The following is a 24711-nucleotide window of genomic DNA, read 5'->3' on the forward strand; positions in this document are numbered from 1 at the left end:
GTGACGGGCCGTACGACACTTCCCGCCGAGCAGGCCGCCGCACGGCGCCACTGGCGGGCCGGTACGACACTTCCGCCGAGCGGGCGGTCGTGCGGCGTCGGTGGAGGCCTTGGGGTCGGGTGCTGTACGGGCTGCCGTACTGGATGCCGCCATGGACGTTCTGCATGTGGGCCGGAGTGGCCGATGAGGCGATGCCCTCGACGCCGGTCAGGGCGTGTTCGGCGAGCGGGGGCTTCGGGAGGCCGGGGACATGGCCGTCGCCGCCGCACCCGGTCGCGTCCGTCGGTCCGCCGTTCCGCTGTTCCGCCGTTCCGCTGTTCCGTCCGTGCGGCACGGTCCGGGGAGAGCTAACCGGTGGACGCGGATGTGGATCCGGATGCGATGACAGCTACCGGTACGGCTTCGGCGGCTTCCGCCCGGAGATCGAAGACGTGTCCGGACAGGAGGGCAGAGCCGGTCAGCCCCCGCGCGGCAGATCCATGGCGGGGCGGGGAGGCCTGCCCTAGGCCGGGGAGACGGGAATGTCCGCGTGCCTGTCCCGGGTCTCGCCCGCGTCGGTACGCGCGGCGGCGCCGGCCAGCAGCCTCAGCGGCGCCTGGTGGAGCAGAGCGACGGCATGCCCATCGCCGTGCCGCGAGGAGCCGTTGTCGGCCGCCGAGCCGTTGCCCAGCACGCCCCCCGAATCACCACCGGGAGCCTGCTGGTCGGGCGCGTACTCGGTAGGCTGCACGCGATGCCCGCCGACGCGGGCCGCACCGCCGGCCGATCTCACGTCGGCGACGTACGTCGGGCCGTACGCGACAGTCGCCACCGCGTCCGTACGTTGCTCGGAGGCGCCGTCGCCTTCCGCCTTGCCGCCTGCGTCCGTGTCCGGGCCCGGCTGCGGTGTCGCTGTGACCGGCGCGGGAAGCGTCTGCCCCGGAAGCACCGGCGGAAGGGGCAGTTCGGGCGGCGCAGGCAGGAGGCGGCCCGGCAATTCGGGCAGCACCGGCGACTCGGGCGTCAACGGCAGAGAAGGCAGCGAAGGCAGCAACGACAGCGGCGGTGTCCTCCGCTGCGCCTCAGCCAGCCCTCCGATCACCTCCCCCACCAGACCACCGACCGGCCGCCCGCCCCGCTCGTTGACGGATCCGACGACACCTTCGGTCACCGGCAGAAGTATGCGACCGGCGGATCGAGGAGTACGCGGGCGAGGGAGCGCCTTGTCGGCCTGAGGGGTCTGGGGAACGGTGACTTCGGAGGAGCCGGCATCGGGTGAGGCCGGCTCGGAGGCGTCCGTCTGGGAGGCGTCCGTCTCGGATGTTCTGGCCTCGGTTGCAGCACCAGCCGGCACGTCCGCATGCCCGGCCGGCGGATTCACCCACCGCCTGACCGTGCCCCGCGTCGCCGCCCGGCCCCGGTCCCCCGGCTCCGCTGGCCGCACGACGTCGGCCGAGGCAGCCGAGGTAACCGCGGTCGCCGACGTCACTCCGTCCGCCGCGTGTGCCCGCTCCCCCTGAAGCAGCCCGAGCGCGAACAACCCACACACCAGCAGCGCCAGTTGCAGCGCACGCCGCCCGGCCGCGGTGCGCATGACACGCAGAGCGGCATTGGGCAGGGCTGCTGAGAAGGTCAAGAGGGGGTGGGTCCTCCCGTGCGGCGGAACGAGCGCCAAGTCGGCGCGACGCATGCGGGCAAGCAGGGCGCGGCGCACCACTGACAAGGCCTCGATCCTTCACGCGCCTCCCGAGGTTACGCAAGCCCCCTCGGCACCGATGGGTACACATGTCCCATTTGCTGGCCGAAGTCGGTCGACAAATCGTCAGCGAACCGGCTTCCCCGCCCTCCTCCTCCCGTCGTCCCGCGCCTCCCTGAGCGGTCGTCATGCGCTGTCCGGAACAGGCAGCGGCCGCTTCTCGATCGCGGCGGCCATCACCTCGGGGAACAGATCGGGCGTGCAGGCGAAGGCGGGTGCGCCCAGCGCCGCGAGTGCGGCCGCGTGCTCCCGGTCATACGCGGGCGCCCCCTCGTCCGACAGCGCGAGAAGCGTCACGAACTGCACTCCCGACGCCTTCATCGCCGCGACCCGCTTGAGCATCTCGTTCCGTATGCCGCCCTCGTACAGGTCGCTGATCAGCACGACCACCGTCTCCGCGGGCCGGGTGATCTGCGACTGGCAGTACGCCAGCGCCCGGTTGATGTCGGTACCGCCCCCGAGTTGCGTGCCGAAGAGCACATCGACCGGGTCGTCGAGCTGGTCGGTGAGGTCGACGACGGCCGTGTCGAAGACGACGAGCCGCGTGCTGATCGACCGCATGGACGCCAGCACCGCCCCGAACACCGACGCGTAGACGACCGAGGCAGCCATCGATCCCGACTGGTCGATGCAGAGGATGACCTCCTTCTTCACCGACTGGGAGGCTCGCCCGTACCCGATGAGCCGCTCGGGCACGATCGTCCGGTACTCCGGCAGGTAGTGCTTGAGGTTGGCCGCGATCGTACGGTTCCAGTCGATGTCGTGGTGGCGGGGCCGGTTGACGCGCGCGCTGCGGTCGAGGGCGCCGGTCAGCGTGGCCCGGGTGCGGCTGGCGAGCCGCTTCTCAAGATCCTCGACGACCTTGCGCACAACGGCCCGTGCCGTCTCCTTCGTGGTCTCCGGCATCGCCTTGTTCAGCGAGAGCAGCGTGCCGACGAGATGCACGTCCGCCTCCACCGCCTCCAGCATCTCCGGCTCCAGCAGCAGCGTGGCGAGACCGAGCCGGTCGATGGCGTCACGCTGCATCACCTGCACGACGGAGGAGGGGAAGTAGGTCCGTATGTCCCCGAGCCAGCGCGCCACGGACGGCGCCGACGCCCCGAGCCCCGCCGAACGGTCCCGCCCGGTCCGCGGTTTGTCCCCCTGCCCGTAGAGCGCGGAGAGCGCTCCGTCCATCGCGGCATCCTGTCCGGCGAGTGTGCATCCGGTGCCATCGGCCGCGTCACCACCGAGCACCAGCCGCCATCGCCGCAGCCGCTCCTGTCCGGGGTCGATCGCTTCGGCCGTCATGAGCCCACCCCCGTGACAGTCCGCCCCATCGCAGGCAGCCCCGTGCCCGGCCGTCCCACCACAAGCAGCCCCACCACAAGCAGCCCCGCCACAGGCCGAGCCGTCGCAGGCCGAGCCGTCGCAGGCAGCCCCGCCACAGCCCGCGCCGCCACAGCTCGCCCCTCCACAGGCAGCCCCGCCACAGGCCGCCCCGCCACAGCCCGCCTCGCCACAGGCAGCCCCGCCACAGGCCGCCCCGCCACAGGCCGCCCCGCCACAGCCCGCCCCGCCACAGCCCGCCTCGCCACAGGCCGCCCCGCCACAGGCAGCGCCGTAACCGGCCGCGCCCAGAGCGGCATCACCCGCACGGTGGTCGTCGGGCCGTCCGCCGCCAGGAGCACGTGCCCGTCACCCGTGACCGCGTTCACCGCTTCGGCCCGTTCCGTCGGCCCGCTCAACCGGTCGGTCGTCATCTGCCCACCCCCACAAGGTCGTTGTCCTCGGCGCTCGGTTGATCGCCGTCCAGCCCCAGCAGCAGCCGCACCACCGGCAGCACCGCGTCCGCGCGCGCCATGTCCAGGTCGGGTGCGAACCCGGGTATCCCGGAGCCGACGGCCGCGGCGCTCCCCGGCGTCCCCGGTCCGCGCCGGACCAGTTCGCCGAGGGTCCGCCGCACCCCTGGCTCGTACGCCGAGAACGTCCGCCGCAGCAGCGGCAGTACGTCCGTGAACGCCTCCGCCGGCACCCCCGTCAGCCAGGCGTCGACCAGCCCGAGCAGCCGCTCGTCGTGGACGAGGAGCATCCCCCCGCCCGACCCACCGCCGACGAACCCCTCGATCCACGCGGCCGCGTCCGCCGGTGCTGTGCCCGGCGACAGCACGAGCCCCATGAGCCGCGCCGCCTCGTCCTGCCCCAACTCCCCCTCGTCCAGCAGCAGCCGCACCGCACGTCCCCGGACGACGCCGGGCACGGTGTCCCGCCCCGACAGCACCCGCAGCACCGACCGCCAGCGATCCCGCAGGTCACCGTGGCCCGGAGCGGGAGTGTCGCCCAGCAACCCCACCGCTCCGTGCACCGCGTCCACATGACGCCGCATCTCCTCAGCGGCGTCCGCGTCGAGCGCGGCGCACGCCGGGGGCAGACCGACGAAGATCCGCTCGGCGAGGCCCGCCGCGACCCCTGCCAGGGCGCCGGTGTCCGTGCCGCGCACATCGCCGTACCGCAGGGAGCGGACCAGGGCGGGCAGAGCCTGGGCGAGGTGCCCCACGTCGGCGTCGAGGGCGGCCCGGTCGGCGAGGATCCGCATCACCGTGGGGAGCGCGCCCGGCAGTTCGGCCAGCAGACAGCGCTCGGCGAGCGCGGTGACCTCGGCGAGGCCCTGCGCGGCCACGGCGTCGGTCTCCGCCTTGGCGGTCGCGGCGGCGAGCACGGTCGTCCCCCAGACCCCGGCCTCCGCGACCCGCACGGACAGCTCCGGCTCCCACCGCAGCCGCCAGGTCTCCCGGAACGTGCCCGTACTGCCCCGCGACGCCGCCGGATCGCCCCACTCGACGCCCAGCAGCCGCAGCCGGTGCAGCAGCCTGCTGCGCCCGGCGTCGGTCTCCTTGCGCAGGTCGAGCTCCAACTCCCGCTCCAACGCCTCCGGTTTGAGCCGCAGCCGACGCTGCAACCGGCCGAGGTCCCGCTGCAACGGCACCGCGGGCGCCGACTGCGGTACCTCCCCCAGCGCATCGCCCACGGCCAGCCTGTCGTGCACGAGCGCCAACGGCACGTCCGAGCCCTCGCACATCACCGCCCGTACCGCGTCGGTCGTCTCGCTCAGCCCGGGCAGCGGACGGCCCCGCATCGCGGCGAGCGTCTCCGCCAGCCGCACCGCCTCGATGACATGCGCCGAGGAGACGATCCGGTCCTCGGCGCGCAGCAGCACCGCCACCTTCGTCAGCCACCGCTCGACCGGCCGGTCCGACGCGCCGAACAGATGCCCATACCAGCCGGGCGAGTCGATGCCCGCGCCGTAGCCGCTGATCCGCGACAGTCTGCGGTACGTCCACGGCACCCAGGTCATGTCCACCTTGGCCTTGGGCAGCCCCTTCAACAGCGCCCGGTCGGCGGAGACGGCAGCCTTCCGCCGCAGCGCGGGGACATGCCAGGCCCCGCACACCACCGCCACTTCGTCCCCGAACTCCCGCTGCGCCGCACGCACTTGGAGTCGCATATGCGCCTCCCGCACGAGATCCCGGTCATGCCCCCCGGTCCCGTACACCTCCCGCAGCGCGCCCATCGCCTCTTCGAGCACGACGAACGGCGCGAACGCGTCCCTGTCCCCCAGGCCCCGGTGCTCGACGACGTCCTCCCACCACCGCTCGGGGTCGTCATAGCCGGCGGCTTCGGCGAGCACCGCCAGCGGATCGACACGGACGTCGGCGGCGCTGCGGGCCGGCGCCTCCCCCGTACCGGGACCCCGCTCCCCCTGCTCGGGGGCCTCCTCGTCGCCCTCGCCCCCGGCCTCCGCGTCCCGCTCCCAGACCAACGTGTGCGTAGCCGGCAAGTCGATGAAGCGGGCCGGTACTTCGTGGTCCAGGGCCCAGCGGATCGCGACCCACTCCGGGGAGAACTCGGCCAGCGGCCAGAACGCCGAGCGGCCGGGCTCGTCCACGGCGTGGGCGAGGAGGGCGACCGGTGGCCGCATCTCCTCGTCGGCGGCCAGCGGAATCAGCGCGTCGGCCTCGGGCGGGCCCTCGATGAGCACGACCCGTGGCCGGGCGGCTTCCAGCGCCGCCCGCACGGCGCGCGCCGAGCCGGGCCCGTGATGCCGTACGCCGAGAAGCAGTGGCCCCGCGGCAGCACCCCCGCCCTTGTCGCTCACGCGCTCACCTCCCGGCATGCCCGGTAGAAGTCCTTCCAGCCGTCGCGCTCGCGGACGACCGCCTCCAGGTACTCCTGCCAGATGACCCGGTCGGCCGCCGGGTCACGGACGACGGCACCGAGGATGCCCGCGGCGACATCGCCGGCCCGCAGTACGCCGTCGCCGAAGTGGGCTGCCAGGGCCAGTCCGTTGGTGACGACGGAGATGGCCTCGGCGGTGGACAGCGTGCCGCTGGGCGATTTCACCTTCGTACGGCCGTCGGAGGTGATCCCGTCGCGCAGCTCGCGGAAGACGGTCACGACGCGGCGGATCTCGTCGACGCCGTCCGGTACGGACGGCAGGTCGAGGGAGCGGCCGATCTGGTCCACGCGGCGCGAGACGATGTCGACCTCGGCCTCGACACTCTCCGGCAGCGGCAGCACGACCGTGTTGAAGCGGCGGCGCAGGGCGCTGGACAGGTCGTTGACGCCGCGGTCGCGGTCGTTGGCCGTGGCGATCAGGTTGAAGCCTCGGACCGCCTGCACCTCCTGCCCCAGCTCCGGTATCGGCAGCGTCTTCTCCGACAGGATGGTGATCAGCGTGTCCTGCACGTCGGCCGGGATGCGGGTCAGCTCCTCGACGCGCGCCGTCATCCCCTCGGCCATGGCCCGCATGACGGGGCTGGGCACGAGGGCGTCGCGGCTCGGGCCGTGCGCGAGCAACTGCGCGTAGTTCCACCCGTATCGGATCGCCTCCTCCGGCGTGCCCGCCGTGCCCTGCACGAGCAGGGTCGAGTCACCGCTGACCGCCGCGGCCAGATGCTCGGACACCCAGGTCTTGGCTGTACCGGGAACGCCGAGCAGCAGCAGGGCGCGGTCGGTGGCGAGTGTGGTGACGGCGACCTCGACGATGCGGCGCGGGCCGACGTACTTCGGTGTGATCACCGTGCCGTCCGGCAGGGTGCCGCCGAGCAGGTATGTGGCCACGGCCCACGGCGACAGCTTCCAGCGGGCCGGGCGCGGACGGTCGTCCTGCGCGGCCAGCGCGGCGAGTTCGGTGGCGAAGGCGTCCTCGGCGTGCGGGCGCAGCGTTTCCTCGGCGTCCGGGCGCAGCGCCTCGGATTCTTGCGCGGGCGCGTTCTCGCGCACTTCGACGGACGACGGTTCCACGGTCACAGACATGGCTGAGGCCCCCTCCAGCTCGGCCGGTTCGGATCTGGTGTCCACCGTGCACCACGCCACTGACAATCCGTTCTGACCTGGGCAAACGCGCTCGCCGAACCGATTGTCAGTGGTGGGATCTACCTTCGATGACATGACTCAGCAGGGGGTGCGCTGGACTGCGGATCAGGTGCTTGCACTTGCGCCTGACGCCGCGTCACGCAAGGCGGGAAGCAAACTCGGAGCGGCCGGGCCGTGGTCCGAGGCGGGCAGTTCCGACGAGGGGACGGTGTGGGGGCTGTGCAAGGGCAGTGGCAGCAAGCCGTATCAGACGGTCGTCGACATCGCGGACGCCTCCGGCCCCGCGTACAAGTGCAGCTGTCCGAGCCGCAAGTTCCCGTGCAAGCACGCGCTCGGGCTGCTGCTGCTCTGGGCGGGCGGGGACGGCGTGGTGCCGCCGGGCCGGGCGCCGGACTGGGCGGAGCAGTGGCTCGCGGGCAGACGCCGGCGCACGGAGGAGAAGCGGGCGGCGCGGCCGTCGGCTTCTGCGTCCGGGTCCGGTGATCCGGAGGCGGCCAGGCGCCGGGCGGAGCGCCGCGCCGAGCGGGTCACCGCGGGGGCGTCGGAGCTGGAGCAACGACTGGCGGACCTGCTGCGCGGCGGCCTCGCGGGCGCGGAGCAGACGGGGTACGGGCTGTGGGAGGAGACCGCGGCCCGCATGGTCGACGCCCAGGCACCCGGACTGGCCTCACGTGTCCGGGAGTTGGGGGCGATCCCGGCGTCCGGTCCCGGCTGGCCGGTTCGCCTGCTGGAGGAGTGTGCGCTGCTCCATCTCCTCGACCAGGGCTGGCTGCGCCGTGCGCGGCTGCCCGAGGAACTGGCGGCGACGGTCCGTTCCCGTACCGGCCTGCCCGCATCGGCGGACGGCCCGCCGGCCCGGGACCGCTGGCTGATCCTCGCCCAGTACGACCTGGTCGATCCGAAGCTGACGACCCGCAGAATCTGGCTGCACGGCGCCGACTCGGAGCGTACGGCGCTGCTCCTCTCGTACGGCGCCGCGGGCCGCGCTCCCGAGCTGGCGCTGCCGGTCGGGCTGGTCCTGGACGCCGAGGTGTCCGCGTACCCCGGAGCGGGGCAGCTGCGGGCTGCCCTGGGTGAGCGGTTCGCGCCGCCCGCTCCGGCGGTGATACGTCCGCCAGGAGTGACGACGGCCCAAGCTGCGGCCCGTTACGGCGATGCCCTGCGGGACGACCCCTGGCTGGAGTCGGTCCCGGTCACGCTGGACCACGTCATACCGACCCCGGACGGCGACTCCTGGCAGCTGGCGGACGCCGGCGGGGCGACGGCCCTGCCGCTGACACCATCGGCCCGCTCCCGCCCCGGCCTGTGGCGACTCGTCGCCCTGTCCGGCGGCGCCCCGGTCAAGGTCTTCGGCGAGTGCGGCCACCGCGGCTTCAACCCGCTGACCGCCTGGCCGGAGGGGACGGGCGAGGCGGTGACGCTGTGCTGAGCCTGCATGTGTCCTGCCCCACCGGACACCCGACGTCGACAAACCCTCAACCACCCCACGCACCCAACGGCGCCCAACGGAAGGGAAGCGCATGAACAGGACCTCCGCTCCCGTGGATCCGTCCGCACCGGGCCTGTCCGCTTCTGCCGACGCGCCGGCGTCGGCCGCCTGGGAGGAACTCGTCACCGCCGCCCTGCTCGGGACGGACCGGCGCACTCCGCCAGGTTGCGCTCCGGGCCCGGATGCCCCGGGGGCACTGTTGGACGCGGCGGCCGTGGAGACCGTACGACGGCGGGCCGGGCTGCGACCCGCGCGGGCGGCCGAGCGTCCGGAACCGGCACCCGAGGACCCGCGCCCGGCCCTGCCCGCCGCGGCGGCCCGCAGACTCGCGATGCTTCTGGCCGACCGTCCCGGCGCGGGCGCCGGGCGCAGCAGAGGCACGGCCCCGGATCTCATGGAGCTGCTGCCCCAGTGGCTGGCGACGGCCAACACCCGCGGCTTCGCGGCACCCCCGCAGGTGCTGCCCGCGCTGCTGGACGCGGCCCGCGGCCGTACGGATCTACGGCCGGCCGCGCTGACGTTCGCGGGTCCACGGGCGGTGTGGCTCGCCCGGCTCAACCCTGACTGGCGGTTCGCCCTGCGTGCCACGCCCGGCGGGGGCGCGGCGCTGCCGGACACCGGGGACACGGAGAAGGTGCGACAGCTGTGGCAGGAGGGGCTGTTCGCCGAGCGGGTCGCCCTGCTCGCGGCGATCCGCGCCCGCGTGCCCTCCGCCGCACGCGAACTGCTCGCGATCACATGGCCGACGGAGCGGGCGGAGGACCGTCTGATGTTCCTCGACTCGTTGCGGACGGGACTGGGACCGGACGACGAGCCGTTCCTGGAGCAGGCCCTGGCCGACCGGAGCCGCAACGTACGGGCGACGGCGGCGGAGTTGCTGTCGGCGTTGCCGGGCTCCGCACTGGCCGGACGGATGGCGGTCCGGGCCGGGGCGTGCGTGACCGTCGACCAAATGCGGGAGACACCGACGATCGCCGTTGAAGCGCCGCGCGAGTGCGACCCCGGCATGGAGCGGGACGGCGTCGTGACCAAGGCTCCGGCGGGTCGGGGTGAGCGGTCGTGGTGGTTCGGCCAGTTGGTGGAGGCGGCGCCGCTGGGGACCTGGCCCGGCCGGCTCGGCGGACGCACTCCGCAGGAGATCGTGGCACTGCCGGTCGCGGACGACTGGCAGGGCGAGCTGCACGCGGCGTGGTGCCGAGCCGCCGTGCGCCAGCGGGACGCGGAGTGGGCGCGGACGCTCCTCGGCACTCCGTCGGCATCGGAAGCCGGCGGCCCGGGAGCGGTATCGCTGGCGGAGCGGGCGAAGCTGCTCGGCACGCTGGGCTCCGCCGAACGGGCCGAGTGGGTGGCCGGCTTCATCGCCGCGCACGGGCTGTCCGAGGCGTTTCAGCTGCTCGGCGTGTGCGCCGTGCCGTGGGCCGCACCACTTGGGCGGGCCGTGGTGGACGCACTCAACATCGCGCGGGACGCAGGGAGTTACCCATGGAGTTTCAGTGGGGTGATGGGGCTGGCCGAGCGCTGCCTGGACCCCGGGGAGGCGGGCCGGCTGGACGGGCTGGTGGCCGTGCCGGACGAGCCGGAAGACGCCTCTCCTGGAGCCGGGGGGTACTGGGCGGAGGCGTTTCAGCGCCTGGTCACGACGTTGGGCCTGCGGGCGGCCATGGCGGAGGAGTTGGGGACGCTGTAAGCAGGTCGTGTGGAGTCGCCGACGGTTCGACAGCGCTCCAAAGAGGCGCGCTGCTGCATCTGGTCATGCGGCTCCGCCGCGATGGAGGTCCCCCGGGTTCGAGCGAAGCCGAGAATTCGGGGGAGCGACCAGCCACGACGGCGCCGCACCGAACCACCGGCACATCGCACCCCGCCCAGCGGAGCGCCTACGCTCCGGCCGGCTGCACCACGTTCTCCCTGACCCAGTCCACGATCGAAGCCGTCGTCGCCCCGGGCGTGAAGATCTCCGCAACACCCCTCTCCTTCAGCGGAGCGATGTCCGCCTCGGGAATGATGCCGCCTCCGAAGACCAGGATGTCCTCGGCGTCACGCTCCTTCAGGAGATCGATCACGGCCGCGAAGAGGGTGTTGTGCGCACCCGAGAGGATGGACAGGCCGATCGCGTCGGCGTCCTCCTGGATCGCCGTGTCGACGATCTGTTCCGGGGTCTGGTGGAGCCCGGTGTAGATGACCTCCATACCGGCGTCGCGCAGCGCCCGCGCGATCACCTTGGCCCCGCGATCGTGACCGTCGAGCCCCGGTTTGGCCACCACCACGCGAATCGGACCGGCTGCCACACCCATCACTGCCTCCATGAAGCGACTACATGCGTCCGTACCGATACGTACCCCACACGCAGCCCGTGCCGTGCGAACCACGCATGCCGTGCCGCGAGCCGGCCGCCGCACCCCGTACGCGCCGGGTACGCCGCCATGGCCCGGACATCTCACAGCGCACCGGCCGGAGAAGTGAACGACCGTTATCTCCAGCATCCCGCAACCTGGCAGTTTCGCGGTGCGCACGGAAGGGGAAACCACACGATGGGACACGTTAGCCGCGCACCGTTCCATGTCTCTGCGGCCTCCCGAGTGCCGCAGGCCCCTGCGGCACAAGGGCCGTGGAGGGAACAAGCGCACAGGGAGCCGCAACGAGGTCGCCGCACCGCCGCGCCGCAGGCCGCGCGCCGTGGTGGTGCGGCGCACCGACGGTGGCACGCAGGGCACGTAGGACAGGTACGGCACGACAGCGGGGAGCCTCGTCGCCACGCCGGCAGGGGATCTCGTCACGTCATCGGCACCACTGGCGCGGCTTGCACCACAGACGCACCTCAGGCCACCGACCGCACCCGCCCCACGCGCCCCGTCGGCGCACCGTCGGCCGCACTCGGCCCGGCTTCCCGCGAGGGCACACGGGGGACAGAGCTGTCCTTCCGTGTGCCGACAGGAGGTCGGCCATGAAGGTCACCAGGGCGGCAGTGCCCTTTCTCCCCCTCTGCCAGCGCCTGCTCCCCAGCAGACTGGCGGGGCTGTCCATGGCCCTGCTGAAGGCGACCGCCCTGGACCTCGCGATCCTCGCGGGGCACCTCCTCCTCTACCCCTCCGGCATCACCCAGGAGCGCCGCGGCCCGGGTCCCGCGCTTCCCTCGCCGGACACCGCACAGCTGCCGACGGAGGCCAGACCCCCGGTCGTCCTGCTGCACGGCTTCATCGACAACCGCTCGGTCTTCGTCCTGCTACGCCGCAATCTCGCCCAGCACGGCAGGCATCAGGTCGAGTCGCTCAACTACTCTCCGCTGACCTGCGACATACGCACCGCTGCCGAACTGCTGGCCCGGCACATAGAGGAGATCTGCGAGCGCACGGGCAGCAAGCAGGTCGACATCGTCGGCCACAGCCTCGGCGGACTGATCGCCCGCTATTACGTGCAGCGGCTGGGTGGCGACGTCCGGGTCAAGACGCTGGTGACGCTGGGCACTCCGCACTCCGGCACCCGGGTGGCACCGCTGATGAACGCCCACCCGATCGTCCGCCAGATGCGCCCGGGCTCGGACGTCCTGGAGGAATTGTCCCGGCCGGCCCCCGGCTGCCGTACGCACTTCGTGAGTTTCTGGAGCGACCTGGACCACCTGATGGAGCCGCTGGAGGCCGCCTGCATCGACCACCCCGACCTGCAGGCGCACAACGTGCGGGTGAGCGGCGTCGGACACCTCGCCCTGCCCGTACACCCCGCTGTCGCCGCCGGTATACGGCAGGCCCTCGACACCGCCCGGACAGAAGGAGAAGCCGCCGCCCGGGCCGGCGGACTGACCGTGGCGTGACGGTCGCTTGCCCCGCACGGACCTCGAACACTCTTCGAACGCAAGGCCAAACCCGCGCCCGCCGTCCCCCAAAACACGGCCGAATGCCCGTTTCCTTCAGGCGCGAAACCTGCCGAAGATTGTCGCGCCCGCGTACTGCCGGGTACAGTCGCCGCACTGCTCTGGCAGCCCCTGTTGTCGAGGCGAGAGAGAAGTTGGTGAACGAACGTCACCCGTCGGGGACCATGACCTCCCCGGCTCCGGCTTCCGATGCCGCCTCGGCGCACTACGCGCCGTACGGCGGGCAGGAAGCCCACTACGGTGACTTCACCACCTACGACCCCTACGCGGCCAACGGTTTTCCCGCTGGCACGGACACCGGCGCCCACTCCACCACGAGCTTCGACACCGACCCGCTGTTCGGCAGCATGCCCGGCGAGAACACGGGCTCGTACGACGGCTCGCAGTGGTCGACGGGCGGTCACCAGACGCTGAACTACGACGCGTACGCGGCCCAGCACCACGCCGCCTACGACACCGGCGCGTATGACACCACCGCCTGGACCAACGACTACCAGCCGCTCTCCGTCATCCCGCCGCAGGCCACCGGCCCGGAGGCCACCGGCCAGTGGGATTCGGGTACTTGGCTGCAGCCCGACCAGCCTGAGCACTCCGGCGCGGCGGACCAGACCCAGCACTGGGAATGGGGCACGCAGGCCTTCGACACCGGGGCGTACGACGCCACGCAGTGGAACTCGGACGGCACCCCGCACCCGGCCGACGAGTACGAGCAGCAGGCCGAGTCCTTCGACCAGCAGGCCACGGCGGCGTTCGAGCACGTCTCGTACGACGAAGCCGCCCAGGGCGAGGACGGGTCGGACCACACGGGCCTCGCCGCCTCTCCCGGCTCCACCGGCGAACCGCCCGCCGTAACGCCACTGCTCGACGGCCAGGAAGAGGCCGTCTCGCCGTCCCCCGCGCCCGGCTCACGCGCGGCCGCTCGCGGCGCCGCCCGCTCCCGTCGCCGTACACCCGCCAAGCGCTCCGCGCTGCTGACGGTCGCCGTGCCGTCGGCGTGTGTGATGGGTGTCGCGGGAATCGCCGCCGCGTCCGTGGGCACACTGACCGACGACGGCGGCGACACGTCGACGACCGCGTCGGACGCGCAGGCCGTCAAGCCGTCCGACGCGAACAACAAACTGGACACCCAGCTCAAGAGCCTGTCGGCCGGTGCCGACGACTTCGCCGACCGCGCCAGCCGTACGCAGGAGCGCATCGACCTCAAGGCCCAGCAGGAGGCCGAGAAGAAGAAGGCGGCGGCCGAGGCCGCCCGCAAGGAGCGGCTGCGTCCGAAGTACGCCCTGCCGGTCGCCCAGCACGGGCTCAGCGCCTACTTCGGCCAGTCCGGCATCAACTGGATGTCCGTCCACACCGGCATCGACTTCCCGGTCTCGTACGGCACGACGGTGATGGCCGCGACCGACGGCACCGTCCGTACGGAGTGGAACAGCTCCTACGGCAACATGATGATCGTGACCGACAAGGACGGCACGGAGACGTGGTACTGCCACCTCTCCAGCTACCAGGTCTCCTCCGGTACGACCGTGAAGGCCGGCGACGCGATCGCGTACTCCGGCAACTCCGGCAACTCGACCGGTCCGCACCTGCACTTCGAGGTGCGGCCGGCCGGTGGCTCCGCCATAGACCCGCTGTCGTGGTTGCGCAGCCACGGGCTGGATCCGACGTAGCCGGAACGTGCCTGCGGGCCCCCGCGGTTCAGCGAGGGCCCCGGGCCTGACGGGTATCGTCCGGCAGTTTTCCGCTTAGGGCCGTCAGAGCTTCTCCACCGGCGCGTACCGCAGCAGCAGCCGCTTCGGCTTGGTGTCGCCGAAGTCGATCGTCGCCTCCGCGTTGCCGCCGGTGCCCTTGACCGCCGTCACCGTGCCGAGACCGAACTGGTCGTGGGTGACCCGGTCGCCGACCGCCAGCGCGACCACCGGCTTCTCCGCGGTGCGTCGCGTGGCGAAGCCGGAGGCGCCCGATGCCGACGAGCGGGAGCGGGACGAGGACAGCGAGGCGGCGACGCCCGACACCGGGCCCGCCGGAGCCGCGGAGGGACCGGTGCGCTTCCAGTCCACGTGCTGGTCCGGGATCTCCGCCAGGAAACGCGAGGGCGGGTTGTACGACGGCTGCCCCCACGCGCTCCGCATGGCGGACCGGGTCAGATACAGGCGCTCACGCGCGCGCGTGATGCCGACGTACGCCAGGCGCCGCTCCTCCTCCAGCTCCTTGGTCTGGCCGAGGGCGCGCATGTGCGGGAAGACGCCGTCCTCCATGCCGGTCAGGAACACGACCGGGAATTCGAGGCCCTTGGCGGTGTGCAGGGTCATCAGGGTGATGACGCCCGCGCCCTCCTCGTCCTCGTCGGGGATCTGGTCGGAGTCGGCGACCAGCGCCACCTGCTCCAGGAAGTCGGAGAGCGCCACCGACTCGCCCTCCCCGCGTGCCTGCTCGAACTCCAGGGCCACGGCCGCGAGTTCCTGGAGGTTCTCGATCCGGGTCTCGTCCTGCGGGTCGGTGGAGGCCTGCAACTCGGCGAGGTAGCCGGTGCGTTCGAGGACGGCCTCAAGGACCGTCGCAGGGCCCGCGCCCGACTCGACGATCGTACGGAGCTCCTCCATGAGCACGTTGAACCGCTTGACCGCGTTCGTCGAGCGCGCGGCCATGCCGTACGCCTCGTCTACGCGCCGCAGTGCCTGCGGGAAGCTGATCTTCTCGCGCTGGGAGAGGGCGTCGATCATCGCTTCGGCGCGGTCGCCGATGCCGCGCTTGGGCACGTTGAGGATGCGGCGCAGCGGGACCGAGTCCTCCGGGTTGGCGAGCACGCGCAGGTAGGCCAGGACATCCCGGACCTCCTTGCGCTCGTAGAAGCGGACGCCGCCGACGACCTTGTAAGGCAGGCCGACGCGGATGAAGATCTCTTCGAAGACACGGGACTGGGCGTTCGTACGGTAGAAGACCGCGACGTCACCGGCCTTCGCCTCGCCGGCGTCCGTGAGGCGGTCTATCTCCTCGGCGACGAACTGCGCCTCGTCGTGCTCGGTGTCGGCGACATAGCCGGTGATGCGCGCGCCCGCGCCCGCGTTGGTCCACAGGTTCTTGGGGCGGCGGGACTCGTTGCGCTCGATGACGGCGTTGGCGGCGGTGAGGATCGTCTGAGTGGAGCGGTAGTTCTGCTCCAGCAGGATCGTCGTCGCGTCCGGGTAGTCCTCCTCGAACTGGAGGATGTTGCGGATGGTCGCGCCGCGGAAGGCGTAGATCGACTGGTCGGCGTCGCCCACGACACACAGCTCGGCGGGGAGCAGGTCGTGCTCGCTGGGCGGTACGTCGACGTCCTCGGCGGCACGGTCGCCGGTGCCGACGAGTTCGCGCACCAGGGCGTACTGCGCGTGGTTGGTGTCCTGGTACTCGTCGACCAGGACGTGCCGGAAGCGGCGGCGGTAGTGCTCGGCGACGTCCGGGAAGGCGCGCAGCAGGTTGACCGTCGTCATGATCAGGTCGTCGAAGTCGAGGGCGTTGGCCTCGCGCAGGCGCGACTGGTACATCACGTACGCCTGGGCGAGGGTCTTCTCGAAGCCTCCCCCGGACTCCGTCTGGGAGGTCCCCGCAGTGGCCTGGGCGGCGAAGTCCTCCTCGTCGATCAGCTCGTTCTTCAGGTTGCTGACCTTGGCGCTGAAGGACTTGGGCGGGTAGCGCTTGGGGTCGAGGTCCAGGTCGCGGCAGACCAGGGCCATCAGGCGCTTGGAGTCGGCGGCGTCGTAGATCGAGAAGGACGAGGTGAAGCCGAGTTTCCTCGACTCGCGGCGCAGGATGCGCACGCACGCGCTGTGGAAGGTCATCACCCACATCGCGTTCGCGCGTGGGCCGACGAGCTGCTCGACGCGCTCCTTCATCTCGCCGGCGGCCTTGTTGGTGAAGGTGATCGCGAGGATCTGGCCCGGGTGCACCTTGCGCTCGCCGAGCAGGTAGGCGATGCGGTGCGTGAGCACACGCGTCTTGCCGGAGCCGGCGCCGGCCACGATGAGCAGCGGGGAGCCGGAGTGCACGACGGCCGCTCTCTGGTTCTCGTTCAGCCCCTCCAGCAGCAGCGCCGGGTCCACCGCCGGGCGGGGAGCGCCGTCCCGGTAGTAGGCGTCCCGGTCCGGCGGCGCGTCGAACTTCCCGCCGAACAGATCGTCCGGAACCTGCTCCGGCACATGATCGTCCTCGGGTGGTGGCGGGGGTTCCTCCGCGTGGCCCCGCGGGGCCTGGAGGTCCGCCAGGAAGCTGTCGTCAAAGAGGCTGCTCATCGCTCTCCGAGTCTAGGGCTCCCCACTGACAGCCCGCCGCCGCCCTGGGAACATCTCCGAATTCCGGAACGCCGACGGTCTCGGAATATGCGAGCCGCTGCCACCTCTCAGGGGCCGAGCTCTCAGGGGCCGAGCTCTCAGGGGCCGAGGATCTTCCGGACCTGGCCGCCCGGCGCCTTCTCCTGTCCCGGATCCGTTCCGTCCCGGTCACCTCCGCGTTCGTGCGCTTGCCGTGCGAGACCTCGGTGACGACGCCTGCGAAGAGCTGGCTGACGTACAGGTCGCCCCGGTGGTTGACCGCGAAGCCGGTGATGGAGCCGAAGCCGGACTTCCAGCCGAGGATCTTGCCGGTCCGGGGGTCGACCGGCCACACGCGCGCGGTGGGCTTCTCGGTCCCGCCGTGGAGCGCACCGACGTGCAGCCTGCCGTCGGGGCCGGGCGCCATGGAGGCCGGGACGGACCGGTTCTCGTCATGATCGGGGAAGACGGTGAAGGAATACGCCTTGACGGACGGCGAGGCCTCGATCAGGTCGTCGCCGTCGGCGTGGTGCGGCGCGTTTCCTCATGGCCGCGCCCCCTCGCAGCCGCCACGGCTCCCGACCGCGGCCGGCTGGAAGCCACCGGGATTCATGCGCAGTGCGCCGGGGTTTGCCCCGGTGGTGAAGCGAATCTGATCGTGGCGACGCGAAGCGTCGCGGTCTTCTGTCCGGCGGAGCCGGACACCGCGTGTCCATCCCGCACGGCGCGGAGTGCGGTGAAAGCCCGGTTCCGGCGGAGGCAGACTCCGGATCGGAAGGCCAGAATCCTCTCCCCTCAGGGAGGGGTTGCGCGTCAATACCCCGAAGGATGCGGACGACGCCGTCACTCCGGACAAAATACGAGCACTCTCCGCAGACCCGTCCGCATTGACCACGACGAGCGAGGCCCTGGGCTAAGGTCACGAAAATGTATCGGGCATTTCACCCATCAACCTTCACAAGGGCCACACGAGTTGGCTAGCGTTCGTCCAAGCCGCACGACCCCCACCGGCGAACGTCGCCGGGCCGCGCAGCCTCCGCCGAGTCCGGCACGCCCCCAGGGCGGACCGGAGCCGGGGACCCACCGAACTTGGGGTGAATCGACCGGAATTCCCTTCGGGAAACGGTCGTAGGGCAACCCTTCCGAACCACCCGCCCGAACCCGACAGCTAACTCGGTAGGCGGAAGATGGAAGGAGTCGCCTCCCTTGGCGTCGCACCGCAAGTCGCGTCCTTCGGGTTCGCGCGTCGCAGGCATACGGACCCCCGCCCTCGCCACGGCGGCCCTCACCTCCGTGGCCCTGCTGTCCCAGACGGCCAACGCAGCTCCCCCGGCCGACGAGAAGCCGAGTCTCGAAGAGGTCGAGAAGAAGGTCGACGACCTCTACCGCCAGGCCGAGTCGGCGACCGAGAAGTACAACTCGGCGAAAGAGAAGACCACCAAGCAGCGCAAGCGCGTCGACACCCTCCTCGACGACGTCGCCCAGCGCACGCAGAAGCTCAACGAGGCGCGCGAGGAACTGGGTTCCTACGCCGCGGCCCAGTACCGCACCGGCGCCTCCGCCCCCGACACCGCGACCTTCCTGCTCGCGGACACCCCGCAGGACTACTTCGACCAGACCCGGCTGATGAGCCGGATGACGGCCCGTCAGAAGGATGCGGTCGACGACTTCGTCACGCAGCAGTCCGCGACGATGGAGAAGCGCCGGGAAGCCACCGCGAGCCTGGAGACGCTCACCGAGTCGCAGGACGACCTGAAGACGGCCAAGACGACCGTCCAGCAGAAGCTGGCCGACGCACGCGAGCTGCTGTCGCAGCTGACCGCCGAGGAGGAGGCGCGGCTCGCGGAGATCGAGAGGCAGAAGCAGGAGGAGGCCGAGCGCAAGGCCGCGGAACTCGCCAGGCAGCAGGCCGCGGCGGAGGCGGCGGCCCAGGAGGCGGCGCAGCAGCAGGAGAGCGGCACCGGCACGTCGGAGACCTCCGACACCTCCGTGACCGACTCCTCGTACGCCGCGAAGGCCGAGAAGGTCCTCGCCTTCGCCCGCTCCGCGATCGGCAAGCCGTACGTCTGGGGCGCCACCGGCCCCGACTCCTACGACTGCTCCGGCCTCACCCAGGCCGCCTGGAACGCCGCCGGCATCTCCCTCCCGCGCACCACCTGGGACCAGGTGAACGCCGGCACGACCGTCTCCCTCTCCGCCGCCCAACCCGGCGACCTGGTCTTCTTCTACGACGACATCAGCCACGTCGGCATCTACATCGGCAACGGCATGATGATCCACGCACCGAAGCCGGGGGCCTATGTGCGTGAGGAGTCGATCTACTACGACGGTGAGTCGTCGATCCACAGCGTGGTACGGCCGGCCTGAGCGGGCGGAGACGCGGCTCAGGGGCGCGGCGCGGGGTGTGCACCGTAGGGGTGCATCGCCGTAGCGTGCGCCCCTGTCCTGCGCTCGCGCGGTTTTCCGCACGCACGCGCGCGTGCCCCACTCCCGAGGCGCGTGCGGCTCCCTAGCATCGGGGCCATGCCCCGTTCCTCTCCCCTCCGCGCCTGGTGGGCACAGCGCTCGCCGGCGGCCGGTGCCGCCGTGATCGCGACCGGCATCGTGTCGGTCGGTCTGCATCTGGCGGGGTACGAGGTCCTGTCCCGCATCGCCCTGGCGGTGGCCTGCGCGGCCTGGCTGGGGCTGGCCGCGGACTTCGTCGTACGGCTGCTGCGGCAGCGGGAGAAGGAGGTCGCGGAGACGGCGACACCGGGCGCGCTCACCGCCGTGGCGGCCACGACGGTCCTCGGTACGCGCTTCTCGGCCCTGGACTGGCAGCCGCTCGCCGAGGCGCTGCTCGCGCTGGCCGCCGTGCTGTGGCCGGGGCTGATCATCACGGTCGTACGGCACTGGCGGCGGCGTATGCCGGGCGCGGTGTTCCTCGGCTGTGTGGCCACGCAGGGACTCGCGATGCTCGGCGCCACGCTGGCCGCGGCCGAGCAGGCGGCCTGGCTCGCGCGCACGGCGATGGTGCTGTTCTGGCTGGGGCTTGTGCTGTACTGCGTCGCGCTGGCCTGCTTCGATCTGCGGCAGGTGGCCGGCGGCGCCGGCGACCACTGGGTCGCGGGCGGCGCGCTCGCCCTCTCGGCGCTCGCCGGGTCGGAAATCGTCGCCGCCGACAGCCCGGCCCTGTACCTCTGGAACGACGACAACGACGGCGTCCTGCGCTTCATGACCGCTGCGGTGTTCGTGCTCGGCCTGGCCTGGTACGCCGTCCTGCTCGTCGCCGAGTTCGCCCGCCCCCGGCTGCGCTACGACGCGCGGCGCTGGGCGACCGTCTACCCGATGGGGATGACGGCGGCGGCGGCACTCTCCGTGTCCTCCGCACTCGATGTGCCATGGCTGGAGAGGCTGGGTGAAGTGCTGCTGTGGATCGCGGTGGCCGCCTGGCTCGCGGTCACCGCCGGCATGATCGCGACCGCGCGAGCCGCCGTCACATCCGCCGCCGCACCTCAGGACGTCAGGTCCACAGCACCGCGATGAGACGTTCGCCGTGGTCAGCAGTCCGACCACGCCGGACAAGGGCTTCTTCACCGGTCTCGCATGCCACCAGCTCGCCCGGCGTACGGACGGTGCATATATGCGCTCCATAGCAGCCCGTCACCCCCCGGGGTCCCGGAATCCTCAGTTCGGTCACCACACTGCGTGAAGGCGGCGGCCCCGAAACGGGATCACGGTCACATACGGTCACCGCGCGGTCCGCTCGCGACAGTTCCGCGCAATGCGTTACCAGCCCGACACACCCGGGTTTAGCGTCCTCCCCCAGGTGACCGGCTCCCCACCGCCGCCCGGGCCAGGGGCGGCAGTCGATCACCCCGCCGAGAAGGTCCGGCGGCGGTCCGCTCCCCTGTGCGGCCGCCGCCGGACTCAGAGCCGCCGACGCCCCCACGCACCGGCGGCCCTACGAAAGGACGTGCAGGTCCACGTGGCAGCGCACCGCAAGCCCCGACAGCGTTCGACCGGCGGCACCTCGGTCCGTACGGCCGCCACGATCGCCCTCGCCGGCGCCGCGACCGCGACCGGTCTGGACGGGACCGGGCATGCGGAGCCGGAGCTGACGCCCGCGCAGGTCAAGGCGAAGGTGGACAAGCTGTATCAGGAGGCGGAGGTCGCCACCGAGAAGTACAACGGCGCGAAGGAAAGGGCTCAGGCGGCCGAGCAGCGCCTGCGGGATCTGCGGGACGAGGCGGCACGCAAGACGGACGACCTCAACTCCGAGCGAGAAGCGCTGGGTTCGATGGCGGCGGCACAGTACCGCGACGGCGGCCTCGACCCCGCGCTGCGGCTAGCCCTCTCCGCCAACCCGGACGGCTACCTCCAGGGCGCCGAGTTCGCCGAACGCGCGGGCAGCCGTCAGGCCACGTCCGTCGCCCGCGTACGCAAGGAGCTGCGCGAGATCGAGCAGCTGCGCGGCGCCGCGCACATCGAGCTGACCTCGCTGTCGTCCCGGCAGGCCGAGCTGAAGCGCCACAAGAAGACGGTCACCGGCAAGCTGGACGCGGCCCGGCGGCTGCTGTCCCGGCTGACGGCCGAGGAGCGTGCCCGGCTAGGCGAGGACGGCCGCGCCGCAGGCACGGGTGCGCGAGACGCCCTGACGGAGTCGGTGACGGGACCGGTGAAGGCGCCCAATTCCCGTGCGGCAGCAGCCGTTTCGTACGCCTACCAGAAGCTCGGCAGCCCCTATGTGTGGGGCGCGACCGGCCCCGACGCCTTCGACTGCTCCGGCCTCATACAGGCCGCGTACCGCTCCGCGGGCATCTCCCTGCCCCGCACGACCTACGCCCAGATCGACGCCGGCCGCCGCGTCACCCGCGCCGAACTCCTCCCGGGCGACCTGGTGTTCTTCTACTCCGGCATCAGTCATGTCGGCCTCTACGTCGGCAACGGCCGGATGATCCACGCCCCGAACCCCTCGGCGCCGGTACGGCTGGCGCCCGTCGACGAGATGCCGTTCGCGGGGGCGACGCGGGTGGCGTGAAGGTCTTCGTCGGGCACAGGATTGGGCGTGGCATGCCCACATCGGCACGGTAGCGTCTGCGAAACGTTTTCGTACGACGTCCCGTGCCCCCGAGAAGGTGCCGATGCCGCGCTCCTCACTGCCGCCGCCTCCCCCACCGCCGCACAGCAGGATGTGGCCGGACCGGGCGGCCCTGCTGGCGGACCGGGGGCGCGTGTTGCAGGAGCTGCACCGGTGCAGTATCGGGCTCCAGCGAGTGCTGCTGCTGTGGCTGCTGGCGCTCTCCGCGATCATCGGGTGGGCGCTGCTGGTGGTCCCGTTGCAGCAGTTCGAGGAGCGTGATCCGCTTCGCTTCCTCCTCGGGCCCGTCTTCACCCTGCTCGGCCTCGCGGCCCTGTCCCCGTCCGTCATCACCCTGGGCCACGCCATCCGCCGCGACCATCTCATACGGCAACTCCTCGATGCCTGGCTTGAGTTGGACAGCGACCCGGCGACCGACGCCGGTCTCCGCTCCCCAGGCCTCAGCCTCTTCTGGTTTCTCTCCTCCGTCGTGCTCTGCGTGACCGGCCTGTGGGTATCGTTCGCCTCGGTGATCGGCGCGGATCCGGACCGGGCACGCCACAGCGATGTCGCCCTCGACATGGGCATCGGCACGATCCTTTGGCTGACCGGTCTCATAGGCGTCGTCAAGGCGGTACGGCACTACCGCTGGGCGGTGCGGGCACTGGGCCCGGCGCCACGGCCTGGTGCCCGCTGAGCGCCACGGGCCGCCGAGCCGCCGCGGTCGTACCGTCCCGTCCGTCCTCAGACCGTCCGTCCTCAGACCGTCCGTCCTCAGACCAGTCGCCGTGCCGTCGCCCACCGGGTCAGCTCGTGCCGGTTGGACAGCTGGAGCTTCCTCAGCACCGCCGAGACATGGGACTCGACCGTCTTCACGGAGATGAACAGCTGCTTGGCGATCTCCTTGTAGGCATACCCACGGGCGATCAGCCGAAGGACCTCCCGCTCCCGTTGCGTGAGGCGATCCAGGTCCTCGTCCACGGGAGGGGCGTCCGTCGAGGCGAAGGCGTCCAGCACGAACCCGGCGAGCCTCGGCGAGAAGACCGCGTCGCCCTCCTGCACACGGAAGATGGAGGCGACCAGGTCCGTGCCGGTGATCGTCTTCGTCACGTAGCCCCGCGCGCCGCCCCGGATCACGCCGATCACGTCCTCCGCCGCATCCGAGACGGACAGGGCGAGGAAGCGGACGGGCTGCTCGGTGTCCCCCATCAACGGGGCGCAGCGGCGCAGCACTTCGACCCCGCCGCCCCCGGGAAGATGCACATCGAGGAGGACGACCTCGGGGCGGGTCGCGGTGATGACCGTGACCGCCTGGTCGACGTCCGCGGCCTCGCCGACGACTTCGACGCCGGTCTGCTCGGTCTGTCCGATCTCGGCCTGTACGCCCGTACGGAACATGCGGTGGTCGTCGACGAGAACCACGCGGACCCGGCGCTCGCCGCCGCCTGCCTGGGTGGACTCGGCCGACTCCGCCGCTCCCGCCGTACCGTTCGTCTCGGTCGGGTCGCTCATGTCGTCTTCTCCGCCCTCTCCATCTCCAGCTCGACCTCCGTGCCGCCGTCCGGCACCGCACGCAGCCGCACCGAACCGCCGTTGCGCTCCATGCGGCCGATGATCGATTCTCTGACACCCATACGGTCGGCGGGTATCGAGTCGAGATCGAAGCCCGGTCCGCGGTCCCGGACGGACACGAAGACCGTCTTCCCCTCCACCTCGGCATAGACCTGGACGGCGCCGCCCTCGCCACCGTACTTGGCGGCGTTCACCATCGCCTCGCGTGCGGCCTGCATTTGCGCGCCGGTTCTCTCGTCGAGCGGGCAGTCACCGACCACGACGACCTCTATGGGGACGCCGTGCTTGTCCTCGATCTCGGCCGCGTTTCGCCGTACGGCGTCGGCGAGGGTGGTGGGTTCGTCGGCCTCGTCCTTGCCGGTGCCCTCGGGTTTGTAGAGCCAGGTGCGCAGGTCGCGCTCCTGGGCGCGGGCGAGACGGCGTACCTCGCTCGCGCTCTCCGCGTTGCGCTGGATCAAGGTCAGGGTGTGCAGCACCGAGTCGTGCACGTGCGCGGCGACTTCGGCGCGCTCCTGGGCGCGGATCCGCATCAGGCGCTCCTCGGACAGGTCCTGGGTCATACGCACGAGATAGGGGCCCGCGAGGAGCGTTATCCCGACGAGGACCGCGAGCGCCGCCTGCAGGACCGAGCCGAGGTGGGCGGCGGAACCTTGCAGGACGAAAATGCCGGAGACGCCCGTGGTGACCAGCAGCACGCCGGCGACGGCCCGCAGCAGGGTCACCGTGCGCTTGCGGCGGCCGACCTCGACCCAGCGGGCCCGGCGCGCGTTGTCCGCCTGACGCCAGACGAGGGCGACGCCGCCACCGACGAGCACGGCCGGCAGCAGATACGCCTGAGCGCCATTGCCCAGATTCACACTGCCGACGAAGACCATCGCCACGACGACCATGAGCAGCAGGGCGACGATCTGCCCCTTGTCCGGCTTGCGGGCGACCAGTCTGCGGCGGCCGTCCGGGGAGGTCTCGGTGCCGACGAGGGAGGGGGGCCGCTGTGCCTCGACCCCGCCGACGCCGAGCGGCACGAAGAACCAGAACGCGGCATACAGCAGAGCACCCAGCCCGTCCGCCATGAACAGGCCGACGAAGACGAGCCGCACCCAGATCACCGGCAGCCCGAGATGCCCGGCGAGCCCCCGCGCCACGCCACCCAACCAGCGTCCGTCACTGCTGCGGTAGAGCTTGCGCGGCGGCCGCGGTTCGACGAGTGGCGCTGCTGCGGCTTCCGGCATGCCATCGATGTTCACACGCCCGGACGGCCGAGGCATCAGGGTCGACCCCCGAGACTCCCCTGATCTTCGAACCCCACCCCCGTCGAACACTTCCCCGTCCCCGGCTCAGGGCCGATATCAG

At 71.8% G+C, this 24711-nt stretch carries 18 protein-coding genes and 1 riboswitch; of the genes, 8 read left to right on the top strand and 10 right to left on the bottom strand.

Annotation, left to right across the window (positions count from 1 at the left end):
- The 5 genes from GFH49_RS26305 to GFH49_RS26325 all read right to left on the bottom strand — a co-directional run.
- Positions 1-334 (bottom strand): hypothetical protein (locus GFH49_RS26305; protein WP_155058562.1); only part of this gene is annotated, 334 nt, incomplete at its 3' end.
- A gap of 168 nt (positions 335-502) precedes the next feature.
- Positions 503-1150 carry a hypothetical protein gene (locus tag GFH49_RS26310; protein ID WP_155058563.1) on the bottom strand — a complete coding sequence of 216 codons (648 nt, stop codon included), beginning with the start codon at positions 1148-1150 and terminating at the stop codon, positions 503-505.
- A 711-nt stretch (positions 1151-1861) separates the two neighbouring features.
- A complete protein-coding gene (locus tag GFH49_RS26315) occupies positions 1862-3025 on the bottom strand; it encodes a VWA domain-containing protein (RefSeq protein ID WP_155058564.1) in 1164 nt (387 codons plus the stop codon).
- A 448-nt stretch (positions 3026-3473) separates the two neighbouring features.
- Positions 3474-5888: a DUF5682 family protein gene (locus tag GFH49_RS26320; protein WP_155058565.1), complete on the bottom strand. Its 2415-nt coding sequence runs from the start codon at positions 5886-5888 to the stop codon at positions 3474-3476.
- Positions 5867-7030, bottom strand: coding sequence for an ATP-binding protein (locus GFH49_RS26325; RefSeq protein ID WP_155058566.1), 1164 nt, complete (start codon positions 7028-7030; stop codon positions 5867-5869). The genes GFH49_RS26320 and GFH49_RS26325 overlap by 22 nt, the downstream gene beginning before the upstream one ends.
- A 133-nt stretch (positions 7031-7163) precedes the next feature.
- On the opposite strand from GFH49_RS26325, the gene GFH49_RS26330 reads away from it, so the two are divergent.
- A complete protein-coding gene (locus GFH49_RS26330) occupies positions 7164-8519 on the top strand; it encodes an SWIM zinc finger family protein (RefSeq protein WP_155058567.1) in 1356 nt (451 codons plus the stop codon).
- A 91-nt stretch (positions 8520-8610) separates the two neighbouring features.
- Complete coding sequence (locus GFH49_RS26335; RefSeq protein ID WP_155058568.1) at positions 8611-10266, top strand: DUF5691 domain-containing protein; 1656 nt, start codon at positions 8611-8613, stop codon at positions 10264-10266.
- Positions 10267-10453: 187 nt separating this feature from the next.
- Here GFH49_RS26335 and icmB read toward each other — a convergent pair whose 3' ends face one another.
- Complete coding sequence (gene icmB, locus GFH49_RS26340) at positions 10454-10870, bottom strand: coenzyme B12-dependent isobutyryl CoA mutase small subunit (protein WP_155058569.1); 417 nt, start codon at positions 10868-10870, stop codon at positions 10454-10456.
- Between the two features lie 650 nt (positions 10871-11520).
- Here icmB and GFH49_RS26345 point away from each other — a divergent pair.
- A complete protein-coding gene (locus tag GFH49_RS26345) occupies positions 11521-12384 on the top strand; it encodes an esterase/lipase family protein (RefSeq protein WP_155058570.1) in 864 nt (287 codons plus the stop codon).
- Positions 12385-12581: 197 nt separating this feature from the next.
- A complete protein-coding gene (locus GFH49_RS26350; protein WP_230396505.1) occupies positions 12582-14111 on the top strand; it encodes a M23 family metallopeptidase in 1530 nt (509 codons plus the stop codon).
- Between the two features lie 84 nt (positions 14112-14195).
- On the opposite strand, the gene pcrA is transcribed toward GFH49_RS26350, so the two are convergent.
- Positions 14196-16712, bottom strand: coding sequence for a DNA helicase PcrA (gene pcrA, locus GFH49_RS26355; RefSeq protein ID WP_155058572.1), 2517 nt, complete (start codon positions 16710-16712; stop codon positions 14196-14198).
- Entirely contained in the window at positions 16696-17157 is a 462-nt protein-coding gene (locus tag GFH49_RS26360; RefSeq protein ID WP_155058573.1) for a hypothetical protein, read from the bottom strand. The genes pcrA and GFH49_RS26360 overlap by 17 nt, the downstream gene beginning before the upstream one ends.
- A 600-nt stretch (positions 17158-17757) precedes the next feature.
- Positions 17758-17928: riboswitch (cyclic di-AMP (ydaO/yuaA leader) on the top strand.
- Positions 17929-17936: 8 nt separating this feature from the next.
- Between GFH49_RS26360 and GFH49_RS26365 the strand changes: the two genes are divergently transcribed.
- From GFH49_RS26365 to GFH49_RS26380, 4 genes are all read left to right on the top strand, one after another.
- Positions 17937-19097: a C40 family peptidase gene (locus tag GFH49_RS26365; RefSeq protein WP_155058574.1), complete on the top strand. Its 1161-nt coding sequence runs from the start codon at positions 17937-17939 to the stop codon at positions 19095-19097.
- A gap of 156 nt (positions 19098-19253) precedes the next feature.
- Positions 19254-20255 carry a tellurite resistance/C4-dicarboxylate transporter family protein gene (locus GFH49_RS26370; protein ID WP_155058575.1) on the top strand — a complete coding sequence of 334 codons (1002 nt, stop codon included), beginning with the start codon at positions 19254-19256 and terminating at the stop codon, positions 20253-20255.
- 442 nt (positions 20256-20697) lie between these two features.
- Positions 20698-21750 (top strand): C40 family peptidase, encoded by a 1053-nt coding sequence (locus GFH49_RS26375; RefSeq protein ID WP_155058576.1) that lies wholly within the window; start codon positions 20698-20700, stop codon positions 21748-21750.
- A 103-nt stretch (positions 21751-21853) separates the two neighbouring features.
- Positions 21854-22486 carry a hypothetical protein gene (locus GFH49_RS26380; RefSeq protein WP_155058577.1) on the top strand — a complete coding sequence of 211 codons (633 nt, stop codon included), beginning with the start codon at positions 21854-21856 and terminating at the stop codon, positions 22484-22486.
- 77 nt (positions 22487-22563) lie between these two features.
- Here GFH49_RS26380 and GFH49_RS26385 read toward each other — a convergent pair whose 3' ends face one another.
- Together GFH49_RS26385 and GFH49_RS26390 are read right to left on the bottom strand one after the other, a co-directional pair.
- Positions 22564-23301, bottom strand: a complete 738-nt coding sequence (locus GFH49_RS26385; protein ID WP_155058578.1) for a LuxR C-terminal-related transcriptional regulator — start codon at positions 23299-23301, stop codon at positions 22564-22566.
- Positions 23298-24590 carry an ATP-binding protein gene (locus GFH49_RS26390; protein ID WP_155058579.1) on the bottom strand — a complete coding sequence of 431 codons (1293 nt, stop codon included), beginning with the start codon at positions 24588-24590 and terminating at the stop codon, positions 23298-23300. The genes GFH49_RS26385 and GFH49_RS26390 overlap by 4 nt, the downstream gene beginning before the upstream one ends.
- Positions 24591-24711: the final 121 nt, after the last annotated feature.

The organism is Streptomyces blattellae (assembly GCF_009709555.1).
Classification (GTDB): domain Bacteria; phylum Actinomycetota; class Actinomycetes; order Streptomycetales; family Streptomycetaceae; genus Streptomyces; species Streptomyces blattellae.